The sequence below is a fragment of the Undibacterium sp. KW1 genome, from assembly GCF_009937955.1.
Lineage (GTDB): Bacteria > Pseudomonadota > Gammaproteobacteria > Burkholderiales > Burkholderiaceae_D > Undibacterium.
In genome coordinates this window covers 1,641,799-1,666,128 of the sequence record NZ_AP018439.1, presented here as the reverse complement: position 1 = coordinate 1,666,128, position 24,330 = coordinate 1,641,799, and the positions used below count along the sequence as shown (strand labels likewise).

The window sequence follows — 24,330 nt, the reverse complement described above, 5'->3', positions numbered from 1 at the left end:
TGGTCGATTCAAACCTGGCGCGTAAGCGAGGCGCTACCAGGTAGTATGAAGCAATGCTATCTTGCCTCAGGAAACTTAGGCGAATCTTAAAAAACCGCATTGCCAGCAATCAAACACAGAATTTTGTCAAAAATGTGAGTGTTTTTCAGCCAGGCAAGGTATGCGTAGCAGGAAACAGGATGATTACTTCCAGCCCGCCCAGGGCGGCATCCGTCAGGCTGATAGTGGCATGATGGCGGTCAGCAATCGCCTTGGCGATGGCCAGACCCAGTCCACTTCCGCTTTTATTCGTCCCTGCTACGCGATAAAAGCGGTCAAAGATACGTTCACGTTCTTCTGGCGCGATGCCGTCACCAGTATCCTGTATACCAAGCCGCACACCATCTTTGTCGCGGCTGAGACTGATCTGTACCCTGCCCTCGTCCTGTATATAGCGCACGGCATTGTCGAGCAGGTTGCGTATCATGATGCGCAGACTTTCACTATCACCTTGCAGTTCAAGCAACTCAGGCATTTCTGCATTGATGGTGATTTTTCTGGATTGAGCAAAGGACATGACATCGCTGATTGCCTGTTCTGTGCAGTTATTCAGCGCAATGTTTTGGAAACTCAGGCTGGCTTGAGAAGTCGGGTCTTGCCTGGCCAGCGCCAGCAATTGTTCTACCAGTCGTGAAGCTCTATCGACACCACCCAGCAGGCGATTGATGGCTTGCTCATGACTGTTTTCATCCTTGACCCTGCCCAGATTTTGTACTTGCAAACGCAAGGCGGTGATGGGCGACCTGAGCTCATGCGCGGCATCCGCCACAAAACGCTGTTGTGATTGTATCGCCAGACCCATGCGACTCAGCAGCGAATTCAATTCCGTCACCAGCAGGGAAACTTCTTTTGGCACGCCGTCTGACGACACCGGATCTGTAGAATTGGCATTTCGGTTGGCCAGCTCGCTACCTATGCGGTTCAAAGGAGCCAGCACAGAATTGATACCCCACCAGACGGCACAAAACAAGAGTAGGGACACGGGTATCACCGGCCACAAGGTACTCAGTGCAAAAGATATTGCCCTGTCCCTGCGCGAACCCATTTTTTGCGCGACCTGGATGACGCGCTTGTTTTCTTCTGCGGCATACACGCGCCAGTCACCGTTTTCCAGCGTCACTGTTGAATAGCCTAGCGCAGCTTGCTTGGGCAGGCTGCGGTGCTGGCGTGACTGGTAAACCCTGGCGCCATCTTCTGACCAGACCTGTACGACAAAATCAAAATCATCAATCTCAGTACCTGGCAGATTATGCCAGTCAACCTGATCAAAATCACCATCCTGCAAGGCCAGTGCCATTTGCTGCATGTGGTAATCAAACAGTTTGTTGGCTTCACCAATGGCCGCATGCAGCGAACTGGCAAACTGCAGGGCTGCGGCGGCCAGAATGGCGATGCCAAACAAGAGCATCATTTGCAGGCGCAAAGACTTCATGTGTTTTTCTCAACCACATTTTTTTCTACCATATAGCCGACGCCACGCACATTGACGATGAATTTTTGCCCCAGCTTTTTTCGCAGGCCGTGGATATACACTTCGACCGCATTGCTTTCTATCTCTGAAGTGGCGCCGAATAGCTGATCCTCCAGACGGCTGCGCGAGAGTATGGCACCGGGGCGTGCTACCAGGGCATCAAGTATGGTCCATTCACGCGAAGACAGTATGACTTGTTCTGCGCCGCTAAATACTTGCCGCGTCGTGGTATTGACGACCACATCGCCGCACACATAAGAAGTATCAGTACGCCCATGCGAACGCCTTACCAGGGCATGCATGCGGGCGATCAACTCATCCAGATCAAAAGGTTTGACGAGGTAATCGTCTGCACCTGCATGCAGGCCGCGTACACGGTCGGGCACGGCGTCGCGCGCGGTCATGACCAGCACAGGCAAGGTATCACCCCGCTTGCGCAAGGCTTTTAAAATGTCCATGCCGTCGCGCTGTGGCAGGCTCAGGTCCAGCAATAACACATCATAGCTATGGAATTGCAGGGCAGCCTCGGCGGCTTCACCGTTGCTGAGCCAATCGACCAGATTGGCTTCACTTTCCAGGGCAATCTGTATGTTTTCACCTATCATGGGGTCGTCTTCGACGAGCAGGACTTTCATGTTTTGTATGCGCTTGATGTGTGAAAGGACGAGTGAAAGAATAAGTGCAGCGTGATTGTACGCCATGGCCGGATTCAAAAGATATGCTGCAAATCACTTGACAGTCGCCGTCATTTAATCTTTAATTTCTGTAACGACAGAAATTAAAGAAATAAAGGAAAAGCCATGCTACAAAATCAATCTTCATTACGCAAATGGCTGATACTCTGGCTGTATGCCGCAGCTTTCACTCATTTGCTGATCGGCATTTTGTTGCCCTGGATCAGTGCCACTGGCCTGGTCGAGGTTTATCACCAGCTCATAGAAAGCCATTTCTGGCCACAGGCTGCACCAGATGCAGCGCGCAATATGCAAGTCTGGTGGATGAGTCTGTTTGGCGCTACCGTGCAAACTGTGGGTTTGTGGATGGGCGCGCTGATTTATCTGGGCAACCAGCACCGCAGCCGCTTTGCGTGGCTGTGGCTGATGATAGGCATACTGGTATGGGCTCCTCAGGATATGCTTATTTCCATGCAGGCGGATATGCGCATTAATTTCTGGATAGATGCATTTGCTGTGCTAAGCATGATCCCCCCCTTGTCCATCTTATGGAAAATGGACTCAAAGAATACTGAAAATACAGAAAGAAGTGCATGAATCCAGATAGCAAACCCATCCCGTCAGAAGGTGAATTATTCAGGAAAATCCTGGGCAAGGAATGGTTGAAACTGCACCCTGATATCCAGGCCAGGTTCGCCAAGAACCCTGAACCGGACAAGCCACTGTACTACACTGGCCAGCTCAGTGAACTGAGCTGTTCAAGAATAGGTAAGCTCTTGGGTCACCTGACCAAACCCATGATAGCCGGTGCTTTGATTCCTTACACAGATCATGACTTCCCTGTCGATATCATGGTGTATTCCAAACCGGATTGTCCTTCTATTTTCAAGCAAAGAATATACCGATTGCACAACAGACCACCGATACAATTCACATCGTACATGCAGGAAAGTGAAAAGGGTGAAGTGCTCGAATATGTAGGCATGGGCTTAGGGATGAAACTGATCTTGCACGTGCATGAGGGTAATCTCTACTTCACCAGCGATGGTTACTTCTGGGATGTACTGGGCTACCGCATACCCATACCCGGAATTTTCACGCCTGGCAAAACTTATCTTTGCCATCGCAATGACAATCCTGAGCAATTCAATATACGCATAGAAATCAAACACGCCTTGTTTGGCCGTACCTTTACCCAGGTCGGTGTTTTCAAGGAAACTCATCCTGAGGCAGCATCATGAACACCCATTTAATAGCCCTGCAATTAATGGCCGCACAAGGCTTGCTTGGCGCTTTCGATACCTTGTATCACCATGAATTGACCGAGGCCTTGCCACAGCGCGCCAGCGCCCGTAAAGAGTTAGGCATACATGCGACCCGCGCGCTCATCTACAGCTTACTGTTCATTGGTTTGTCAGCATGGGCCTGGCATGGTGCCTGGGCCATCGTGTTGTTGCTGGTGTTTGGTGTGGAGATTGTTCTGACCTTGTGGGACTTTGTGATTGAAGACCAGACCCGCCTTTTGCCAGCAACTGAACGTGTGACCCACACAGTACTCGCAATTAATGGTGGTGCCTTTATCACCTTGTTGATCTTGAATACGCCTGAGTGGTTTGCTGCAAATACACAAATGCAATGGCAACCACAAGGCTGGCTCAGTGTATTCCTGGCCTTGTGTGGCGTGGGTGTTGGCGTATCTGGCATACGTGATGGGCTGGCTGCACTGCACCTCGGTAAAATCGCCATTAAAGAAAGGCAGGCAAGCATGATACATTTCAGCGACAAATCAGAGCAGGTTTTGGTCACCGGTGCAACAGGCTTTATCGGCACATTGCTGGTCAAAGCCTTACTGGCTGATGGACAGCAAGTGACGATACTCAGCCGCAACCCAAAACAGGCTAGCTGGAAGTTTGATGGCAAGGCCAGGGTCATAGCATCCATGGAGGAGTTACCAGCAAATCAGCGTGTAGATATCATCATCAACCTGGCAGGTGCACGCATCCTGGGCTGGCGCTGGTCAGAAAAACGCAAGGCAGAATTGCGCCATAGCCGCACTGGCCTGACAAAAGAAATTACAGCATGGATCAGTCGTGCAGAAAGCAAACCCAGGCTCTTGCTGGCAGCCTCAGCCATTGGTTATTACGGCATACAGGCAATGGGCGATGACAGAGAATTGACAGAAAGCGCAGCACCACAATCCATCTTCATGTCAGAGCTGTGCCAGGAATGGGAGCAAGCCAACCAGGCCGCCACTACTTACGGCGTCAAAGTCGCCAGGATGCGCTTCGGCGTTGTACTGGGCCAGCAAGGTGCACTGGGCATGATGCTGCTGCCCATCAAGCTGGGCCTGGGTGGTGCGCTGGGTAGCGGCAAGCAATGGCAATCGTGGATACATGTACACGATGTATTGCGCGGTATTGCCCACCTGTGGCAACATGAAGCCAGCCTGCCGCCGGACAGTGCTTATAATTTCACTGCACCTGAAGTAGTCACGCAAAAACAGTTCAGCACCATCGCTGCCCATGTATTGCATCGCCCCTGCTTCTTCCCTACCCCGGGCTGGCCTATGCGCCTGATGCTGGGTGAGCAAGCTGATTTATTACTGGAAGGCCAGCGCGTGGTGCCGGCAAAATTATTGCACGACGGTTTTGTATTTGATTATCCGGATTTACGTAGTGCAATCAGCAATCTGGCTTGATTTACATAAATCACTTGAATTCGATAAGAATGTCTCGATATGCACAGCCTGATCCTACTGGAGCAAGCCATGTTCTTCCTGCACCATCCCCAGCCTGTCAGGCCAAGAAAAGCTGTGCCAGAACTACAAGTCAGCAGCCAGACCCAGGTTGCTGACACCAGCACTATTGTTGTTGAACATAGCGAGAAAGATTTGCAGGCTTTTCAAACTCAGCTCAAGGCCAATGTAACTGGCAAGAAGAAATAAAATGAAAAAAACTGCGGCCTTTCTGGAGGGAAGCAGAAAGCCGCAGAAACGCGCAAAAACTTGTTCAATCAAAATAGATCAAGCCAGCTCAGGTAGCAGCCCTCTTCTTCGCTTCTTCCTCATACAGTTCTTTTTTGGACAATTTCCCTACCGGGGTTTTAGGCAACTCCGCACGAATATCCATGGCTTGCGGCATTTCATGCTTGCCCAGTCTGTCTTTGAGGAAGTCTTTCAACTCATCAAAGCTGAAAGCCATCTGACCTGTCTTGAGTTTGATAAAGGCTTTGGCAGCTTGCCCACGATATGCATCGGGGATGCCAATGACGCTGACTTCGGCGACAGCCGGGTGTTCATAAATCGCTTCTTCTATATTGCGTGGATAGACGTTGTAACCGCCGGACAAAATCATGTCCTTGGTGCGGTCGACGATATACACAAAACCATCAGCATCCATATAACCAACATCACCGGTACGGAAATAACCGTCAGCAGTAAATGCGTCACGGGTCGCATCTGGCTTGTTCCAGTAGCCTTTCATGATATTCGCGCCAGCCACGCAGATTTCACCGCGTTCTCCCAAAGCCACTTCCTGGCGGAGGTCATCAATGCTGGCAAATTTAAAGCTGATACCTGGCGTCGGTAAACCACAGGAACCAGCCTTGCGCACGCCTCCCAATGGCGTAAAAGTACCGGTGGGTGAAGTCTCGGTCATGCCCCAGCCCTCCAGCAGTGTACAGCCTGTCAATGCCTGGAATTGTTGCAGCACTTCTGTTGGCAAGGGTGCGCCACCGGAGTTGCAAAACTTTAAAGCGCTCAGATCAAATTCCTTGATCTGCGGATGATTGATGATGGCGGTGTACATCGTCGGCACGCCAGGGAATACCGTGATTTTTTTATTTGCCAGATCCTTCACCACGGCATCAGCATCAAAGCGGGTATGCAAGACTATCTCCGCACCCAGTCGTATGCCAAACAACATGTCTACCGTCAATGCATAGATGTGGAATAGCGGCAGCACGGCCAGCAGTTTTTCTTTACCCTCTTCCAGCACACGCGGCTCGATATTGGTGGTTTCCATGATCTGGCTGCACGCCGTGGTCAGGTTGCCATGGGTGAGCATGGCGCCCTTGGGCAGGCCCGTGGTGCCGCCTGTGTATTGCAGGGTTGCGATGGCTTCTTTGGGATCGATTGCCGGGATGGGTGTGTTGTAGTCACCATCATTGTCCAGCAGTTTTGCAAACAGCAGGTGCTGTGCATCATCGGGAATTGCGCTTAGCTGGCCTGCCTTGTCCAGATTCGCCCTGACGGCATCCGGATAAGGAGTCATCTCCGGGATATTGCCGATGATGAGTTTTTGCAGGCGGGTATGACCCAGCATCTTGGCCATTTGTGGGTACAGCATGACCATGTCCAGCGTCACCAGCATGTCGGTATGGCTGTCGGCAATTTTATGTTCCAGCACTTTCTCTGCATCCAACGGTGAGTAATTCACTACCGTGCCACCTGCCTGCAAGATCGCAAAAAAACTGATGACGTAATGCGGTGTATTCGGTAAATAAAGGCCCACATGCACACCTGGCTTCACACCTAGTTGCTGGAAGCCTTTGGTAGCCTGGTTCACCAGCTTTTGCAATTCTGCATAACTGGTTTTCTTGCCCATGAATTCCAGTGCGGGCAAGTCTGGCCATTTGGCAACGGCATCATGCAGCAATTGTGGCACGCTGCTGATGGGCAGGTCAGCGTCCCAGTGTACGCCTGCGGGGTAAGATTTGATCCAGGGTTGTAAGTCGCGCATTTTTGCCTCTCTTTATAAGAATAATTTGAAAATGTCAGCCAACTGGGAAGTTAACGCCGGAAAAGCCCTGCCTCAGAAAGAGGAAGAGCCAATCCGGAACTACCCGTAAATCGCACTTATGAAACTACAAGTAATTATTTTTTCTCCGTATATTTCTTTAACTCCATCTTGCCGATTTGATTCCTGTGCACTTCATCCGGGCCATCGGCCAGGCGCAAGGTACGGGCTTGCGCGTAGGAATAGGCGAGATTGAAATCATCTGACACGCCACCACCACCATGTGCCTGTATGGCCCAGTCGATGACCTGGCAAGCCATGGTTGGTGCTGCAACCTTGATCATGGCGATTTCTTTGGCTGCCGCCTTGTTGCCGACTGTGTCCATCATCTGCGCGGCATTCAAGACCAGGAAACGCGCCTGATCAATGAGGATACGGGCATTGGCAATGCGTTCCAGCGTCACACCCTGGTCGGCTACGCGTTTACCAAAGGCCACACGTGTCAAAGAGCGTTTGCACATATCTTCCAGTGCACGTTCTGCCAGACCGATGAGACGCATGCAGTGATGGATGCGGCCAGGCCCCAGACGACCCTGGGCAATTTCAAAACCACGGCCCTCACCCAGCAAAATATTGGATGCGGGTACACGTACGTTCTCAAATAGCACTTCGCCATGGCCATGCGGTGCATCGTCATAACCGAAGACTGGCAAGGCACGCAAAATGGTCACGCCCGGCGTATCGCGCGGCACGATAATCATCGATTGCTGCTTGTGGCGGTCAGCATTAGCAGGATCACTCTTGCCCATGAAGATAAACACTTTGCAGCGCGGATCATTGGCACCGGACGACCACCATTTGCGGCCATTGATGACGTACTCATCGCCATCACGCACTATCGATGACTCAATATTGGTGGCGTCAGAAGAGGCGACTGCCGGTTCTGTCATGGCGAAGCAGGAACGGATTTCGCCGCGCAGCAAGGGCTTCAACCATTGTTCCTGATGCTCAGGCGTACCGTAACGGGCAAACACTTCCATATTGCCGGTGTCTGGTGCAGAGCAATTGAATACTTCTGGTGCCCAGACGGCACGGCCCATGATTTCGCACAGCGGTGCATATTCCAGATTGGTCAAACCTGCGCCGTGGCCAGATTCTGGCAAGAAGAGATTCCACAAACCGGCATCGCGTGCCTTGGCTTTCAGTTGCTCAACGACCTTGGTTGGTATCCAGGCATTGCCTGCCTTGCGGTTGGCAGCGATCTCACCAAAGAAAGTTTTTTCATTTGGATAGACATGCTCGTCCATGAAGGCGATCAGGCGTGCCTGCAAATCTTTGACTTTGGGGCTGTATTGAAAATCCATGATATGTCCTTTTTCCTTGTTTGTTCAGTTTGCTCAAATGGACATGGAAATGTCCGTTTTACTTTCTTTGTAGTTCGATGTTGCGCGCTGTCAGCAATGCTGTTGCACATAAAACTTCTTCGCCATTGCGTACAGAAAAAACCTCTGCGGCGCTGACGGTTAACAACTTCCCGTTTGAAACAACACGCCCGCGTGCCCGCAATTTTTCACCATCAGCAGGAGCGACTATCTTTAAATTACTATCGATACTGGCGTTGATCCAGCCTGCTAGTAACAGAGTGCCAGCGGCAGAGATGCCTGCAAAGTCTGCGGCTGCAAAGATGGCTGTGGCCTGCATCTTCCCGGGTGCGAAACTGAGTTCTTCACGACAGGCAATCTCCAGCTCTACTTCACCCGGCTCCACCTTTACAAACTCTATGCCCAGCCATTGCGCCATGGGCATGGACAGCACCAGACTCTTCAGTTGCACTGCGTAATCTGGATTGCTAGCCTCGTATGCAGGTTTCATGATCGTGTCTTGTTTGTTATCCCATTAACTAACCAGATAACCGCCATCAACATTGATGCAGGCACCAGTGGTATAGCTGGATGCATTCGATGCCAGGTACAAGACCGTGCCCGCCATTTCGTCAGGTTCGGCAATACGTTTCATGGGTATGCGGGTCAGCACTTTTTCGAGAATGACGGGATTGTGGAACAGGGCCGAGGCAAACTTGGTATCGGTCGCGCCTGGCAGTAAGGCATTCACGCGCACGCCCATGGGCGCGCACTCCTGTGCGAAGGATTTGGTCATGGCGATGACTGCTGCTTTGGTGATGGAGTAAATTCCTTGCATGGCACCAGGCACTACGCCGTTGACAGAAGCCACATTGATGATGCTGCCACCACCATGTTTTGCCATCAGTTTGGCACCTGCTGAAGACATGAAGAAATAGCCACGTATATTGACATCAACCGTCTTCTGGAATGCGCTGACATCGGTCTCGGTGATATGCCCAAAGTGCGGATTGGTGGCAGCATTATTGACCAGGATATTGAGCTTGCCATGCGCTGCAGTAATGTCGGCAAACAGGGCATCAATCTGTGCCATTTCACCAATATGGCAGGCGCGTGCTTCTGCCTTGCCGCCAGCGGCAATAATCGCAGCCACCACGGCTTCGCAAGCTTCTGCCTTGCGGCTACTCACGATGACATAGGCACCGTTGGCAGCCAGGGTTTTGGCGACGGCCTCGCCTATGCCACGGCTGGCACCGGTGACCAGTGCGACCTTGCCGGTCAAATCAAACATTGCTGTCATGTCTTGTCTCTCTCGTCTCTCTTGTTTTTTTAAACGTAGGTAATTGCTTTGGGGTTGTTCAATACTTCAAGATGTGAAAAATTATTCAGATAAGCCAAAGCTGGGCGCAATATGCCTTCAGCTGTCGGCTGCAAATGGAAGCGCGTGACCGCACTATTCACCAGCGACCAGTTGAGTTCAGCAAAACGTGGATCAGGAAAACCCAGTACATGCTGGCATAAGGCCGAGATCGTGCCGCCAGAAGTGAAGACGACGATGTTCTTGGCATCATCCGCAATTGCCAGTTGCTTGTGCATGGCAACGACGCAACGCTGGCGGAATTCGTTCCAGCTTTCTACATACTCAGCATCATGTTCGCCTGACATCCAGCGGCTGATCGCCTGGGCAAAAATATCCTGGAAGGCCTGCTTGCCATTCGGCGTATTCATGAGGAAATGTTTGACCGCTGCCGGATCATCAAAAGCGGGGACATGCCGCGCCAGCACTTCATGATGGTTGTACTCATTGAAACCGGCATCGCAATGCCAGGCAGAGGTATCCAGCCCATCAACATCCTGTTGCAGCATTTCGGACAGACAGGCTTGCGCAGTCTGCTGGTGCCGTTTCAACGCGCCCGTTACTACCCTTGACACCTGCATATCACGCGCTGCCCACCAGCGGCCCAAGTGCCTCGCCTGCTGTTCGCCCAGTTCAGACAATTGGTCATAGTTCTGGTTGCCGAATGAAGCCTGCCCGTGCCTGACCAGATATAAAGCTGCCATTACTTCCTCTGTGAGATATCACTGATAAATTGATGAACAAAGTGTAAGCCCGGCACTATAATTGATCAAATGAATAGTTATTATCAAGATTAATTAATTCCATGCATTTATCCCGCGTCGATTTAAACCTGTTCACTGTCTTTGTTGCCATCTATTCCGAAGGCAGCGTGACCCGCGCCAGCCAGCAACTGAATCTGACCCAGCCAGCCATCAGCCATGCCTTGAACCGCCTGCGGCAATTGTTCAATGACCCGCTGTTTGTACGCCAGGGCCAGATGATGGTTTCGACCCCGCTGGCACGCAGCATCATAGAACCGGTGCGGCAAGCGCTGCGCGGGCTGGAAGTGACACTCACAGAGAATGACAAGTTTGACCCGGCACTGGCGACCAAACAGTTCAATCTGGCCTTGCGTGATGTGTTGGAATCGACTGCCTTGCCGCCACTGATGGAAAGCATCACGCGGCAGGCACCGCAAATCAATCTGGCAGCGATACAGGTAGAAAGACGGGAACTGGTCAGTGAACTGGCGGCTGGCAGCCTGGATCTGGCGATTGACATGCTATTGCCATTACCAAATGAAATACACCGCCAGAAGGTAGTGCAAGGCAATACCGTGGTTCTGGCGCGGCGTGATCACCCCATCATACAAGGCAAGCTGAATCTGGACACCTATATGCAGGCAGAACACATACTTGCCAGTTCACGCCGCAAAGGCATGGGTCTGGAAGACTTTGAACTGAGCCGCCTGGGCTTGCAAAGACGCATACGCCTGCGCTGTCAGCATTATTTTGCGGCTTGCCGGGTAGTCAGCCAGACTGATTTACTGCTGACCATGCCGGAAGGCTATGCACGCATCGCGAATGAGCAGTTTAACAACCAGATATTGCCGCTACCGGCAGCCATGCCTTCGTGGGATGTGTATTTGTACTGGCACCAGAATGTGGAAAATGACCCGGCCAATCGCTGGTTAAGGCAGCAAGTGATAGAAGCGTTTCAAGACCAGACAGTGTGAAAGTGCAAGACATGAAGCTGATTTGATCCAGCATCAGGCATGATGTGATTTATTTACCAGCCTTGGGCTCATCAGGCAACAGACAGGCATCGATAATTTGCAAATCATTATCTTTGGCGAAACTGAGAACAAAATGATAAGCCAGTGGTTCAATTTCACGTATAGCTTCATTCACCACGACAGAACGCACACCATTCAACAAGATGGGGCGTACATAAGGTGAATACTGCAAGTGTGAATTTCTGCCACCATCAGGGCTGAAACAGGACATGGCTCCGCACAGGCGCTCTGCCCAGTCGCTGGGGCGAAATTGTTTTCCATCGCTGGTAATACCCTGGATGAAAAACTCGCGTACTTGTTGCGTTTCTTTGGAATCGGCCATGTGCTCGGCTTGCAAAAGCAAGAGTGAATTAAGCTTAACATCATTATGTGACACCAAGCTTTCAATATACTTCCATATTATATCTTATAGAAGACTTGAATCAAAATGCCGCCGCTGATATATCTGGCTTTGATACATAGCGTGCAAGCTTACTGAGCCACTATAGTGCATTTTAAGAGGGAGTAAAGAAAACTCAGGACTAAGTTTTGCCTGATTGACAAGCACTGCTTTTCTCAAGAGAGGGCAAACCGCATGAAGAGAGTTGGCGTTTAATAAAAATGATGTATCTGCCATGTTCAGGCATTACATCATTGAATGCAAAATACATATGCCCTTACAATAAAAAATTGCGCATCCAACCATAGCAAGTTTCCAATTACACGACATGATCCCCTATTTCACCAAAGAACAAGTCAGCATTGCCCTGCCCTATGCAAAACTGATACCTGCTTTACGCCTGGCATTTACGCAAGAGATAATCTCCCCGAAACGGCATGCACACAGCCTGTCTGAAGCAGACAGTTCCAGTCTGCTGCTGATGCCAGTCTGGCAGCCGCAGGGGCAACTCGGAGTGAAGCTGGTAACGGTAGCACCAAAGAATACAGATGCACCAACCGTGCACGCAGTCTTTGTTTTATTTGATGCCAAAACAGGTACACCGCTGGCCTTGATGGATGGTGAAGAATTGACTTTGCGGCGCACCGCTGCGGCCTCTGCCCTTGCGTCTTCTTATGCATCCCGGCACGATGCACGACATTTGCTGTTGGTTGGCAACGGCAGCCTGGCACCCCATGTCGCGATTGCACATTGCCAGACCAGGGCAATTACTGATATCAGCATCTGGGGCAGATCCGTTGAGAAGTCAGCAGGTGCCGCAAAAATAATCCGCGAGCATGCAGAATTTCCCGCGCATATCAGGGTGCATGTCAGGGAAGACCTGGCAGCAGCATGCCATGAAGCCGACATCATTAGTTGCGCGACCACCAGCAAGACACCGGTCGTGTTGAGTGACTATGTCAAAGCGGGAACACATCTTGATCTGGTAGGCGGTTTCAAGCCAGATATGCGTGAAGTGGATGATGATCTGATGAGCAGAGCCACCGTGTTTGTCGATACTTATGCAGGCGCCCTGGCCGAGGCAGGAGATATCACACAAACCCTGGCGAATGGCAGCCTGGCAAAATCAGCGATTGTTGCGGAGCTGGCAGAGCTTTGCGCCGACAAGCATCTGGGGCGCAAGAGCAATGCCGAGATCACTTTATTTAAATCAGTGGGAACGGCGATTGAGGATTTGTGTGCAGCGAATTTGGTGTGGGGGAGACAATATTGAGGTTCGGCTAGGCCTCGTAGGTTGGGCAACGCTTCATCTGCCCAACACTGTGCCTCAATAAACGTATACGTCATTTAAACGCCGGGGGTTGGGCTGATAAAACGTAGCGTAGCGACACCCGGCCCAACCTACGACATCACATATACATTCAGCAAAGTCGTCAACCTTGCCAAATCCAAATCAGTTCTTAGGAAACCCACCCAACAAAGCCGCACGTTTTTGTGGCTTGGCTGGTGCGCTGGCATTTGATGGTGATGCCATCGATGCTGTCGTATTGCTGCTGCTTGAACTTGCACCTGAACTTGGCTCATAAGGCTTGAGGAACCAGGGATCGACCTTCTCTTTCGGTGGTTGATAGCTACGCGCTGGCCGCTCGCTTCTTTCACCACGGTCAGACCTGTCAGCGCGGTCGCTACGACCTGAACGATCGCCTTGCTCGCCACGTTCACGCGGTGCACGATGTTCTGACTGATGCACGGATGTTGCAACAAAACCGGCCAGATTCAGGCGCACGATTTTTTGCTTGATCATTTTTTCTATGTCGATCAGCAGACGTTCATCCTGATCAGTATGCAGGGAAATTGCGTCACCCTTGGCACCGGCACGACCAGTACGGCCTATGCGGTGGACATAGTCTTCGGCGTTATACGGCAAGTCAAAATTGATGACGCAAGGCAGTTCGGCAATATCAAGGCCGCGTGCGGCCACGTCAGTTGCCACCAGCACTTCAACCTCACCCTGCTTGAAAGCCTCAAGTGCCGCCATACGTTCTTGCTGTGACTTGTCACCGTGAATTGCAGATGCTTTGACACCTTGCTTGACGAGATGAACAGCCAGGCGTGACGCACCAATCTTGGTGTTGGAAAACACGATGACTTGCTTCAGGCCGCGTTCACGGATGATGAAGGAGACTGCATCACGCTTTTCTTCCGTCGATACCTTGTACAAAATCTGCGTGACATTATCAGCAGTAGCATTGCTGCGTGCCACTTCTATGGTTTGCGGATTGGTCAGGAAACTGGCAGCGAGTTTTTTGATCTCTTGCGAGAACGTCGCAGAGAACATCAGGTTCTGGCGCTTCTTGGGCAGCAGGTTGATGATGCGCTGCAAGTCAGGCAGGAAACCCATGTCCAGCATGCGGTCAGCCTCGTCCATGACCAGTATCTGGACCTGCGACAGGTTGACGGTTTTTTGCTGTACGTGGTCAAGCAAACGGCCAGGCGTGGCAATCACTATCTCGACGCCGTTGCGCAAGATTGCCGTCTGCGGTGCCATGTCCATGCCACCGAATACGACGGTAGAACGCAAAGGCGTGTGACGGGAATAAGCTTTGACGTTTTCTGCGACCTGGTCAGCCAGCTCCCGGGTCGGCGTCAAGATCAGTGCGCGTACAGGGTGGCGGGCCGGTGAAGCACTGGTGCTTGCATGCGCCAGCAACAACTGGATGATAGGCAGAGAAAAACCTGCAGTCTTGCCTGTGCCGGTCTGGGCGGCGCCCATCACGTCACGGCCTTGCAAGACAACTGGAATAGCCTGTTCCTGAATCGGAGTTGGATGCACATAACCCTGATCTGTCAGGGCGCGCAAGATTTCTGGCGCAAGACCAAAATCGGCAAACTTTACCGTAGGGGTAACTTGCTCATCAGAGGATGTAGCTGGGGACTTGATATCAGTCATGGTAGTTGGTGGGCCCAGCAGGACTTGAACCTGCGACCAACGGATTATGAGTCCGCTGCTCTAACCAACTGAGCTATGGGCCCAATTCTTTCTGCAAGCTCTGCCTGCTTTAATCTGAGGTTAATCCAGTTTGGAAAAATACTTCAGGTTTTGCAGGTAAAGCCAGGTGATGCCGCCTGCAAAAAATTGCGCCAAATTTCAGCACAACAATTTCAATGGGCACCGGAAAACCGACGCCCATTATATAACATTAATTACCTTCGAGGAAGCTCTTGAGCTTATCCGAGCGTGATGGATGGCGCAATTTTCGCAAAGCCTTGGCTTCTATCTGGCGAATACGTTCCCTGGTCACGTCAAATTGTTTACCTACTTCTTCGAGGGTATGATCCGTGGACATTTCAACGCCAAAACGCATGCGCAATACTTTTGCTTCGCGCGGCGTCAAGGAGTCGAGCACGTCTTTTACTACATTGCGCATCGATGCGTGCAGGGCAGCATCGGCTGGCGCCAATGTGTGATTGTCTTCGATGAAATCGCCCAGATGGGAATCATCATCGTCGCCTATCGGTGTTTCCATGGAAATCGGCTCTTTCGCAATCTTCATGATCTTGCGAATTTTATCTTCCGGCATTTCCATCTTGATCGCCAGCGTTGCAGGATCAGGCTCTACACCTGTCTCTTGCAAAATCTGACGCGAGATACGATTCATTTTATTAATCGTTTCTATCATATGCACAGGAATACGAATCGTGCGTGCCTGATCGGCGATAGAACGGGTAATGGCCTGACGTATCCACCATGTTGCATAGGTCGAGAATTTATAACCACGACGGTATTCAAACTTATCGACTGCCTTCATCAAACCGATATTGCCTTCCTGAATCAGATCCAGGAATTGCAAACCACGATTCGTGTATTTCTTGGCGATCGAAATCACCAGACGCAAGTTGGCCTCTGTCATTTCACGCTTGGCTTTGCGTGCCTTCATTTCACCGGCAGACATCTTTTTGTTGATGTTGCGCAGATCAGGCAAAGGCAGGACGACACGGGATTGCAGGTCTATCAGTTTTTGCTGCAGTTGTTGCACTGAAGGGATATTACGGCCCAGCACTGCACTGTAGGAATGACCGGAATTCACTTCGCCTTCCACCCAGCTCAGATTGGTTTCATTACCAGGAAAAACCTTGATGAAGTGAGAACGTGGCATGCCGCAACGATTGACCACCACTTCGAGTATCTGTTTTTCTACATGGCGGACTTCATCAACCTGACCACGCAAGGTATCGCACAATTTTTCAACGACTTTTGCGGTAAAGCGTATGCCCAGCAGCTCACCGGAAATCGCTTCCTGCGCCTTGACGTAAGTCTTGGAGTTATAGCCCTCCTTTTCGTAGGACTTGCGCATCTTGTCAAAATTCGTCGCAATGATTTCGAATTTTGCCAGAGCATCGCGCTTCAGTTGTTCGAGTTGCTCAGCAGAGATTGCAGCTGCGCCAGCGGCACCGCCATCATCGTCTTCTTCTTCCTCTTCTTCCTCTTCGTCCTCTTCATCTTCTTCAGACGATTCTTCGGCAGCAGCGACCACTACCGGTGCAGCCTGCTCATCCGCATTCGGATCAACCAGGCCATCGACGATTTCATCGATCTTGATTTCATCGGCAGCGATACGATCCGCCGCAGCGAGGATTTCTGCAATCGTGGTTGGACAGGCAGAAATCGCCTGTATCATGTCTTTCAGGCCTTCTTCGATTTTCTTCGCGATGACGATTTCGCCTTCGCGCGTCAGCAACTCGACCGAACCCATTTCACGCATATACATGCGCACAGGGTCAGTGGTGCGACCAAAATCAGAGTCAACCGTAGACAGTGCAGCCTCAGCAGCGGCCTCAACCTCATCATCATCGGTCGTGACAGTGACGACGTTATCCGATAACAACAGGGTTTCAGCATCAGGGGCTTGCTCGTAGACGGCCACGCCCATGTCGTTGAAGGTACCGATGATGCCCTCGATGGCTTCAGGGTCAACAACGTTTTCTGGCAAATGATCGTTGATTTCTGCAAACGTCAGGTAGCCACGGTCCTTACCCAGTTTGATCAGGGTTTTCAGTTTCTGGCGACGGCGCTCGAGTTCTTCTTCTGTCGCTTCAGGATCAGAAGAGAAGGCATCTTTGAGCAAAGCCTTTTCTTTGGCCTTGCGGTCTTTTGCCTTGGCCTTGTCTATGGCTTTCATCTCGGCGCGCTCTACTGCATTGAGTGCGGCGATTTCTTCATTCTCAGGCTGGTATTCTTTTGGCTTGCGACCACGGCGGCCAGGCACCTTCACCCCGGGCAATACATAGCCGGATGTGTCAATCGCGGCAAGCACCGCAGCATCGGTCGTCTGGCTTACGGTAGGCGCAGAACCGGTTTTGATTTCCTGCACCTCTGGTGCAGATTTCGCTGAATTCTTGGTTGGCTTAGTCACTGTCTTTGAATCGGTTTTGTTAATTGTCACAGAAGCTTTCGATGATACGGATACTGGTTCTGGCCGGGCTGCAGATGCACTCCTGGTTTTTCCACTGAGCTGGGATTCGGCCGCTTCTGCTGGCTGACTCCCTTTTTTTGCCGGTGGTGTCGCATTCTTGCCGCTCACTTCCTTACCAGCCGTTTTTGTCGCAGACGCGGATATTTCATCCGTGTCTTTGGCTTTTGTTGCCGTTTTCAATACTGCTTTACTTGTTGCCTGTTTTGTTGCCTGCGTCACCTTGACGGTCTCGGCTGCCAGTGAGGTCTTTATCACTTTAGGCGCTTTAACGTCTTTCGCAACCCCTTTTTGCTCCGCTGTTTTGTCTGTTTTACTGACAGTCACAGCCTTACTACTCGTACTCCGTGCAACAGACGCTGCAGCCGTCTTTGCCTTGGTGCCAGCACTTGCCGCGGTTTTTACCGCTTCGCTCGTTGCAGTGGCAGGCGCTTTTTTGGGTGCGCTTGCCACGGCTTTTGTTACCGTAGTGGACTTCAGGGTTTTCGCGGGTTTCTTCATTGCGCTAGCCATTGAATCAAACCATCCGGTACTGAGGAAGTCGCCTGTGGGCACATCACAAAAAAGAAAATGCGCTGCCAGCAGATCTGTTGTGATCGGCATCGCAGAGCAAAATCTGGTTTGTTGCAGACTTCCCGAGTCTCAGCGCCAGTGTTTTGGGTTACTCGGAGGAGCATTACGCTCACCTAAACAACACATCCTGCGCAAATGCAAAAAGCTTCGCCCAGAATGAAACAACCTAAGACCTTGAATCGAAAGCCTTTAATTATACCACGCGGGTGTACTTTACTCCAGCCCAAGACTGTGCATATATCAACTTAGTGAATAAATTTTAGGCAAATACTGGGTAAAAAAGAGGCAAAAACCCTGATTTGCAACGCACCAACTTGTCAAATTATTTAGCAAATAATTAAATAATTTGATCTTCGCCCTGATCTCAATAGCAGAAATGAAGCCGAAATCAAAAATAACAAGACCAGACCTCAAACTCTGATGACCGCGCAACACGGAATATGGTTCAACCGAAAATTGTTTTTTACTTAACGCAATGCAGCTTCAGCTGCCGCCTGTTTTTTAAGCTGGTCTTGCAATTGCACAATTTCGCGATAGCGCGCCATGTCTTCAGGCGTACGCAAACCACGCGCAGCCAGGCTCTCTGCCTCAGCACGCAAGACTTGATGACGCATCTGACGCAAGGCCCCGGCCAACTCGAACCTGACGATATCAATATCAGTTTCAGCCTGCTCTGCGATCTCGGCGATCAAAACATCAAAATCTGAGCCTCCCGAGCGCAATTGCTCAGACAATGCCGCAAATTGTGCATTTTCACCCATGCTCTGTGCAGTAAATACCAGACTTCGCAACATGTCGGCCCCATCAGGTGCGAGGACAGCAGCATCAGCCAGCACATTTTCATCAAGCATCATGGCTAATGAAGGATGAGCGACAAGGATGCGCATGATTTGGCGCTCCAGCCCAATAGGCGCATTACGCTTGCTTTTTGGAGGTGCCAGTTTGATACGCGCCACTGGCTGGCTGAGCTCGAACATGGCTTCTATTTCGGACGGGCTGGTTTGCGTGACCTGCGCCAGATTGCGCACCAGTTGCAAACGCATACCGGATGACTGCATGGCTTGCAACAGAGGCTTGGCGTCAAACTGGGTGCGGGCGCGCCCTTCTGCCGTACTCAAATCATTGTCGCCCATCATTTCGCGCATAAAGAATTGCGACAGCGGCATCGCATCGCGCACCTCCTGCTCAAAGGCATCCGCACCAAATTCACGGATATAACTGTCAGGGTCATGCTCCTTGGGCAAAAACAGGAACTTGATGACCTTGTCGTCATTTGCATGCGGCAGGCAGGCATCAAGTGCACGCCTGGCCGCACGGCGACCCGCACTGTCGCCATCAAAACTGAAAATCACGTGATCAGTCTGGCGCAAGAGTTTTTGCACATGGGTAGGCGTACAAGCCGTCCCCAGAGTTGCCACCGCTTGCGGAAAACCCATTTGCGCCAGCGCCACCACATCCATATAACCCTCAGTGACCAGCACATAACCGGCTTCACGGATAGCCTGTCGTGCCTCAAACAGGCCATATAATTCCAGGCCCTTTTGAAATAGCGGGGTTTCTGGCGAGTTCAGGTACTTGGGCTCACCCTGCTCCATGATGCGCCCACCAAAGCCTATGATCTGGCCCTTGGTATTACGTATCGGGAACATGACGCGGTCGCGGAAGCGGTCATAACGCTTACGGCCACCACCCTCTTCCTCGCTTTTATCGATGACCAGGCCAGCCTCGACCAGGGCCGGGATATTGTAATCAGCAAAAACACTGCGCAAGCCATCCCAGGCATCCGGGGAAAAACCAAGACCAAAGCGTGCCGCTATTTCACCAGTCAAACCACGCTTCTTCAGATAAGCGATGGCTTGCGGCGCGGTACGCAATTGCTGTTTATAGTATTCACCTGCCTTGGTCATGACCTCTGACAAGGCCAGGCTTTTTGCCGTAACTTCTGCACGCTGCGCTGGCAAGAGCCGGTCTTCTTCCGGCACGACCATGCCATTGTTTTGCGCCAGGTCGCGGATGGCATCCACATAGCTGAGCCCGGAATATTCCATCAAAAAACCAATGGAACTGCCATGTGCGCCACAGCCAAAGCAGTGATAAAACTGCTTGGTCGGACTGACGGTAAAACTTGGGGATTTTTCGTTATGAAAGGGGCACAAACCCATATAGTTTGCGCCACCTTTTTTGAGCTGCACGTACTTACCCACCACGTCAACAATATCAACGCGGGCCAGTAAATCCTGTATAAAACTTTGTGGTATCAAAGCAGGACGCCAGCTAAAGGATAAAACAAAAGGCCAGGTCGAATTACTTGGACAATGCCGCTTTGACCAGGCCAGAGACCTTGCCCATGTCGGCACGACCAGCCAGTTTTGCCTTCAGCACATCGATCACTTTACGCATGTCTTGCGGACCGGCTGCGCCAGTTTCTGCCACGGCAGCAACCACGGCTGCCTGCACTTCTTCATCTGACATCGCGGCTGGCATATACACAGACAAAACAGCCAGTTCAGCTTTTTCTATATCAGCCAAGTCCTGGCGACCACCTGCTTCAAACTGGGTGATGGAATCTTTACGCTGCTTGAGCATTTTTTCTATGATGGTCAGGATCATGCCATCGTCCAGCTCTACGCGCTCATCGACTTCTTTTTGCTTCATCGCTGCGGTCAGCAAGCGGATAGTACCCAGCTTGACCGTTTCTTTGGCGCGCATGGCAGCCTTCATGTCGTCGGTGATCTGTTCTTTCAAACTCATAAGCTGCTCCTGAAATTATTTAAATGAATTCCGCGCAAACTTGCACTGGAATCACATACCAGCCCGGGCACAAACAGTGCGGCACGCAATACTTGCATAGTACTTGCACAGCGCCTGCACAATGCCCGAAACAAAGACAACAAAGCCCGCTGCGGCTGACCGGAGCGGGCATGCAAACCTAAGCTTTAATGAACCAACAGCGATGAGGCATCCGGCAAATTGCCAGACACAACAGCTGGATTAGTACATTTTCTTAGGCAATTGCTGACTACGAATACGTTTGTAGTGACGCTTAACAGCTGCAGCCAACTTACGTTTGCGTTCTGCTGTTGGCTTCTCGTAGAACTCGCGAGCGCGCAATTCGGTCAACAGACCGGTCTTTTCGATAGTGCGCTTGAAGCGGCGCATGGCAACTTCGAACGGCTCGTTTTCTTTAAGGCGAATTGTGGTCATGTAAGTTCAAACCATGGAAAGATTTATAGGAAGACCGAGATATTAACAGGAAAATTAAATTAATGGAAGGAAGTTGATTAAATCTTGCGCAAAAACTTACGCAAGGCAAAACCAGATCAACAAATTTCAACCTACATTTACCTGGAAATTTCGATATTTACAGGGGTATGCATCTGAATATCATCTATTACAGAGTAAAAAATGAGATGCAATTCAGCATACTGCTACCGGGTATTATAACAGGCAAAAATACAACGCTCTTACAACACCGCACTTACAACACTTTATATCGCCAGCCCAGCCGCTGTACCTGAGGCCCAGGCCCACTGAAAATTATAGCCACCCAGCCACCCCGTTACATCGACTGCCTCGCCGATAAAATACAAGCCAGGTACTTTATTCGCCATCATGCTTTGCTGGGACAACTCACGGGTATCAACACCACCACGGGTGACTTCAGCCTTGCGATAACCTTCAGACCCATTCGGTATCAGTTCCCAGCGGTTCAGCTTTTCACCGAGCTGGCGCAAGCGCTTGTCAGGCATGTCCGCAACCCTGGCATCACCAGCAAAACCATGGGCAGTCAGCAGCCCATCAACCAGGCGTGCAGGCAGGTATTGCGATAAATGATTTGCAAGATTTTTTTTTATTGTCGATTTATTACCCACCAGGTCCTCTGCCACATCGACTTCTGGCAAGAGATTGATGCGTATGGCTTTGCCAGGCTCCCAAAAGCTCGATATCTGCAAAACGGCCGGGCCAGACAAGCCACGGTGAGTGAACAGCAAATCCTCTCGGAATACCATGCGGGATTTTTTCTCGCCAGTCTCTATATCTACTTCCAGTGAAATACCAGACAGGGGCACGAAAGGCTCCCAGGCCTTGGCGTCAAACGTCAAAGGCACAAGGGCTGGACGAGGTTCTATGATCTTCAGACCAAATTGGCGGGCTACCTTATGGGCAAAATCAGTCGCGCCTATCTTTGGTATGGACAAGCCACCACAGGCAATCACCACTTGCGCAGTGCGGATGACGCCTGCGCTGGTTTGCAGCAAGAAACCGTCCGGCTCCTGTTGTTGCACATCATCGACCTTGCAGCCCATGCGCCAATCGACCTTGCCAGCATCACACTCAGCCTTGAGCATACGGATGATATCTTCCGCACTGTCATCGCAAAACAATTGGCCTTTATGCTTCTCATGCCAGGCAATCTGATAGCGCTTCATCAAGGACAAAAAATCTTGCGGCGTATAGCGAGATAAAGCGCTTTTACAAAAATGCGGGTTCTCAGATAGAAAATTATTCGGGCCTGCATGCAGGTTGGTAAAATTGCATCGCCCACCACCCGAGATACGGATTTTTTCAGCGAGTCGGGTGGCATGATCAATTAATACCACGCGCCTGCCACGCTGGCTTGCAACAGCAGCACACATCATCCCGGCTGCGCCTGCGCCTATCACGGCAAGGTCAAATTGATTACTCATGGCATTTACTTTCGGTACTTTCAAAAATTCAGGCGAGATTGTAGCTTATGGCAGGCGCAATGAATCTGCCAATGCAGCTCAATCTTGCTGAATGCCCTTGAGATAAGCACAAAACATATCCGCCATGGCATCGGCATAGGTTTTGATCTCCGCCTGAGTGCGGCGTGTGCCAGAAAAACTGCTGCCTACTGAACTCAGGGTCGTGGTGACCAGATCACCGGCAAGCGTGCGCGTGGACGCAGATGCACCGGGCAGTACTTCTGCCATAAACAAATCGATAGTACGGTCGGCGGACGCCTTTACCTCCTGTGCCTCAGGCGCGTCGCGGTAAAGCGGTGCGGCGTCACTGAGCGCCAGACGCGTCTCAGCCTCCTCGCATTCTGAGCGTATGAAAGCATGAACCAGTGTACGCAGACGCTCAAGCGGCGGCTTGCTGGTGTCTTCAAGAATGTCGCGCAACATCTCGGTAGTCTGTTGCCACTCGTCGGTTTGCAGCCGGAACAGGATGGCCGCCTTATTCGGGAAATATTGATAAACCGAACCTATGCTGACCCCTGCCCGCTCTGCCACTCTCGCCGTAGTAAAACGCGTCACGCCTTCTTGCGCCAAAACCTGAACTGCCGCCTGCAGGATTGCCGTTACCAGACCTGCCGAGCGTACCTGTTGTGGCTGCTTGCGGGTGGAAACCTGAGGACGGCGGCGGGTGGTCATCGTGTAAGAAACAGTAGAAAGAAAGCAAGAAAATGGTAAATCCATCCTGTCGTAATGCGATGAATCCGTCACATCTTAACCCAAGCTGTGTCATCCCTCAATCAGCTTGCAACTCACCCAAATCATTGCAAACGAAGCAATTTCGATCCAAAGCAAAACCTGAGCTTTGATCTGATGAAATGTCATTCAAGCCCCCAATTTTCGCGACCTGACACGCAAATTCTTATAGTGAATCAAAGACTTATCCATTAACGCAAGCCTGTCAAAAAACGCGAGGCCCAATGCGATTAGTCAAGGTAAATCATTGCCCGTATCATTTTTCACCAATGCGACGAATTAATCGCGTTTTATTTATAGCCGTCTGCATTGCAGGTGGCGTTCACATTTGCACTCAATTCAGAACCGGATATATACATGACCAATACACTTACTTCACCCACACTGGCGGCCTTGCTTGACCGTCTGTTCAGGCAAGCCGATGCTGCGACCAGCCCCGCCATTGCCAGCATCTCGCGCGAAGAGCGCGAACGCCTGATGCACAGCAAAACCGAATACCTGAATTTTTATAGTTTACTGAAAGACCTCTGGCTGCCCGTCTCACGCGGGACAGGCGTGCTGCTCTACATGCTGGCGCGCAGCAGCAATGCACGCAATATCGTTGAATTTGGCACCTCTTTCGGCATTTCCACCCTGCACCTGGCAGCAGCATTGCGTGATAACGGTGGCGGCCGCCTGATCAGCAGCGAATTTGAGCTATCGAAAGTAGCGCAGGCACGCAAACATCTGGGCGAAGGCGGTCTGGCTGATCTGGTCGAGATACGTGAAGGCGATGCATTGCAGACGCTGGCAACAGATCTTCCAGCATCCATTGACCTGTTATTACTCGACGGTGCCAAGGCACTCTATAGCGATGTCCTGATGCTGGTCGAAAAGCATTTGCGCCCAGGCGCACTGATCATCGCTGACAACGCAGACTACAGCCCGGATTATCTCGCGCAGATACGTGCGCCAGGTAGCGGTTACCTGTCCCTGCCATTTGGCGACGATGTAGAAGTATCGATGTGGCTGGGCTGAATTCTCACAAACCCTCAAA

22 protein-coding genes and 1 tRNA gene are annotated in these 24,330 nt (G+C 51.1%); 7 read left to right on the top strand and 16 right to left on the bottom strand.

Translation table 11 applies throughout. From position 1 onward, the window contains the following. Positions 1 to 145: 145 nt before the first annotated feature. Entirely contained in the window at positions 146 to 1,471 is a 1,326-nt protein-coding gene (locus UNDKW_RS07310) for an ATP-binding protein (protein WP_162058160.1), read from the bottom strand. Continuing rightward, entirely contained in the window at positions 1,468 to 2,145 is a 678-nt protein-coding gene (locus UNDKW_RS07305; protein ID WP_162058159.1) for a response regulator, read from the bottom strand. The genes UNDKW_RS07310 and UNDKW_RS07305 overlap by 4 nt, the downstream gene beginning before the upstream one ends. A 165-nt stretch (positions 2,146 to 2,310) precedes the next feature. Between UNDKW_RS07305 and UNDKW_RS07300 the strand changes: the two genes are divergently transcribed. Genes UNDKW_RS07300 through UNDKW_RS07285 form a run of 4 tightly spaced genes read left to right on the top strand, consistent with a single transcriptional unit; the run spans position 2,311 to position 5,128 of the window. Continuing rightward, positions 2,311 to 2,781, top strand: a complete 471-nt coding sequence (locus UNDKW_RS07300) for a cell division protein (RefSeq protein ID WP_162058158.1) — start codon at positions 2,311 to 2,313, stop codon at positions 2,779 to 2,781. Then, complete coding sequence (locus UNDKW_RS07295; protein ID WP_162058157.1) at positions 2,778 to 3,425, top strand: DUF4166 domain-containing protein; 648 nt, start codon at positions 2,778 to 2,780, stop codon at positions 3,423 to 3,425. The genes UNDKW_RS07300 and UNDKW_RS07295 overlap by 4 nt, the downstream gene beginning before the upstream one ends. Continuing rightward, complete coding sequence (locus UNDKW_RS07290; protein WP_162058156.1) at positions 3,422 to 4,882, top strand: TIGR01777 family oxidoreductase; 1,461 nt, start codon at positions 3,422 to 3,424, stop codon at positions 4,880 to 4,882. The genes UNDKW_RS07295 and UNDKW_RS07290 overlap by 4 nt, the downstream gene beginning before the upstream one ends. 39 nt (positions 4,883 to 4,921) lie before the next feature. Beyond that, a complete protein-coding gene (locus UNDKW_RS07285) occupies positions 4,922 to 5,128 on the top strand; it encodes a hypothetical protein (RefSeq protein ID WP_162058155.1) in 207 nt (68 codons plus the stop codon). Between the two features lie 88 nt (positions 5,129 to 5,216). On the opposite strand, the gene UNDKW_RS07280 is transcribed toward UNDKW_RS07285, so the two are convergent. The 5 genes from UNDKW_RS07280 to UNDKW_RS07260 all read right to left on the bottom strand — a co-directional run bounded on the left by UNDKW_RS07280 (position 5,217) and on the right by UNDKW_RS07260 (position 10,342). Continuing rightward, entirely contained in the window at positions 5,217 to 6,923 is a 1,707-nt protein-coding gene (locus tag UNDKW_RS07280; protein WP_162058154.1) for a long-chain fatty acid--CoA ligase, read from the bottom strand. 134 nt (positions 6,924 to 7,057) lie between these two features. Further along, entirely contained in the window at positions 7,058 to 8,284 is a 1,227-nt protein-coding gene (locus UNDKW_RS07275) for an acyl-CoA dehydrogenase (RefSeq protein ID WP_162058153.1), read from the bottom strand. Positions 8,285 to 8,342: 58 nt separating this feature from the next. Further along, positions 8,343 to 8,792: a PaaI family thioesterase gene (locus UNDKW_RS07270; RefSeq protein WP_162058152.1), complete on the bottom strand. Its 450-nt coding sequence runs from the start codon at positions 8,790 to 8,792 to the stop codon at positions 8,343 to 8,345. Between the two features lie 24 nt (positions 8,793 to 8,816). Next, positions 8,817 to 9,581 (bottom strand): SDR family oxidoreductase, encoded by a 765-nt coding sequence (locus tag UNDKW_RS07265; protein ID WP_162058151.1) that lies wholly within the window; start codon positions 9,579 to 9,581, stop codon positions 8,817 to 8,819. Positions 9,582 to 9,610: 29 nt separating this feature from the next. Beyond that, the gene (locus UNDKW_RS07260) at positions 9,611 to 10,342 is read right to left on the bottom strand and encodes a histidine phosphatase family protein (RefSeq protein WP_162058150.1); all 732 of its coding nucleotides are present in this window, start codon (positions 10,340 to 10,342) and stop codon (positions 9,611 to 9,613) included. A gap of 101 nt (positions 10,343 to 10,443) precedes the next feature. Here UNDKW_RS07260 and UNDKW_RS07255 point away from each other — a divergent pair, with 101 nt between their 5' ends. Beyond that, positions 10,444 to 11,355 (top strand): LysR family transcriptional regulator, encoded by a 912-nt coding sequence (locus tag UNDKW_RS07255; RefSeq protein WP_162058149.1) that lies wholly within the window; start codon positions 10,444 to 10,446, stop codon positions 11,353 to 11,355. A 49-nt stretch (positions 11,356 to 11,404) separates the two neighbouring features. Here the strand turns inward: UNDKW_RS07255 and UNDKW_RS07250 are convergent, their stop codons facing one another. Continuing rightward, a complete protein-coding gene (locus UNDKW_RS07250) occupies positions 11,405 to 11,737 on the bottom strand; it encodes a DUF3579 domain-containing protein (protein WP_162040430.1) in 333 nt (110 codons plus the stop codon). A 385-nt stretch (positions 11,738 to 12,122) separates the two neighbouring features. On the opposite strand from UNDKW_RS07250, the gene UNDKW_RS07245 reads away from it, so the two are divergent. Further along, positions 12,123 to 13,067: an ornithine cyclodeaminase family protein gene (locus UNDKW_RS07245; protein WP_162058148.1), complete on the top strand. Its 945-nt coding sequence runs from the start codon at positions 12,123 to 12,125 to the stop codon at positions 13,065 to 13,067. A 180-nt stretch (positions 13,068 to 13,247) separates the two neighbouring features. Here UNDKW_RS07245 and UNDKW_RS07240 read toward each other — a convergent pair whose 3' ends face one another. From UNDKW_RS07240 to UNDKW_RS07205, 8 genes are all read right to left on the bottom strand, one after another. Beyond that, on the bottom strand, positions 13,248 to 14,744 hold the full coding sequence (locus UNDKW_RS07240; protein ID WP_162058147.1) for a DEAD/DEAH box helicase: 1,497 nt from the start codon (positions 14,742 to 14,744) through the stop codon (positions 13,248 to 13,250). A gap of 6 nt (positions 14,745 to 14,750) precedes the next feature. After that, positions 14,751 to 14,827: transfer RNA gene (locus tag UNDKW_RS07235), tRNA-Ile, on the bottom strand. A 167-nt stretch (positions 14,828 to 14,994) separates the two neighbouring features. Continuing rightward, entirely contained in the window at positions 14,995 to 17,766 is a 2,772-nt protein-coding gene (gene rpoD / locus UNDKW_RS07230; RefSeq protein WP_232063287.1) for an RNA polymerase sigma factor RpoD, read from the bottom strand. A 539-nt stretch (positions 17,767 to 18,305) separates the two neighbouring features. Next, a complete protein-coding gene (gene dnaG / locus UNDKW_RS07225; protein ID WP_162058146.1) occupies positions 18,306 to 20,099 on the bottom strand; it encodes a DNA primase in 1,794 nt (597 codons plus the stop codon). 43 nt (positions 20,100 to 20,142) lie between these two features. Continuing rightward, the gene (locus UNDKW_RS07220) at positions 20,143 to 20,589 is read right to left on the bottom strand and encodes a GatB/YqeY domain-containing protein (protein WP_162040426.1); all 447 of its coding nucleotides are present in this window, start codon (positions 20,587 to 20,589) and stop codon (positions 20,143 to 20,145) included. 240 nt (positions 20,590 to 20,829) lie between these two features. Then, entirely contained in the window at positions 20,830 to 21,042 is a 213-nt protein-coding gene (rpsU, locus tag UNDKW_RS07215) for a 30S ribosomal protein S21 (RefSeq protein ID WP_005877634.1), read from the bottom strand. A 284-nt stretch (positions 21,043 to 21,326) separates the two neighbouring features. Continuing rightward, the gene (locus UNDKW_RS07210) at positions 21,327 to 22,526 is read right to left on the bottom strand and encodes an NAD(P)/FAD-dependent oxidoreductase (protein ID WP_162058145.1); all 1,200 of its coding nucleotides are present in this window, start codon (positions 22,524 to 22,526) and stop codon (positions 21,327 to 21,329) included. A 78-nt stretch (positions 22,527 to 22,604) separates the two neighbouring features. Beyond that, positions 22,605 to 23,237, bottom strand: coding sequence for a TetR family transcriptional regulator (locus UNDKW_RS07205; RefSeq protein ID WP_162058144.1), 633 nt, complete (start codon positions 23,235 to 23,237; stop codon positions 22,605 to 22,607). A 414-nt stretch (positions 23,238 to 23,651) separates the two neighbouring features. On the opposite strand from UNDKW_RS07205, the gene UNDKW_RS07200 reads away from it, so the two are divergent. Next, complete coding sequence (locus tag UNDKW_RS07200; RefSeq protein ID WP_162058143.1) at positions 23,652 to 24,311, top strand: O-methyltransferase; 660 nt, start codon at positions 23,652 to 23,654, stop codon at positions 24,309 to 24,311. The last annotated feature ends 19 nt before the right edge of the window (positions 24,312 to 24,330 follow it).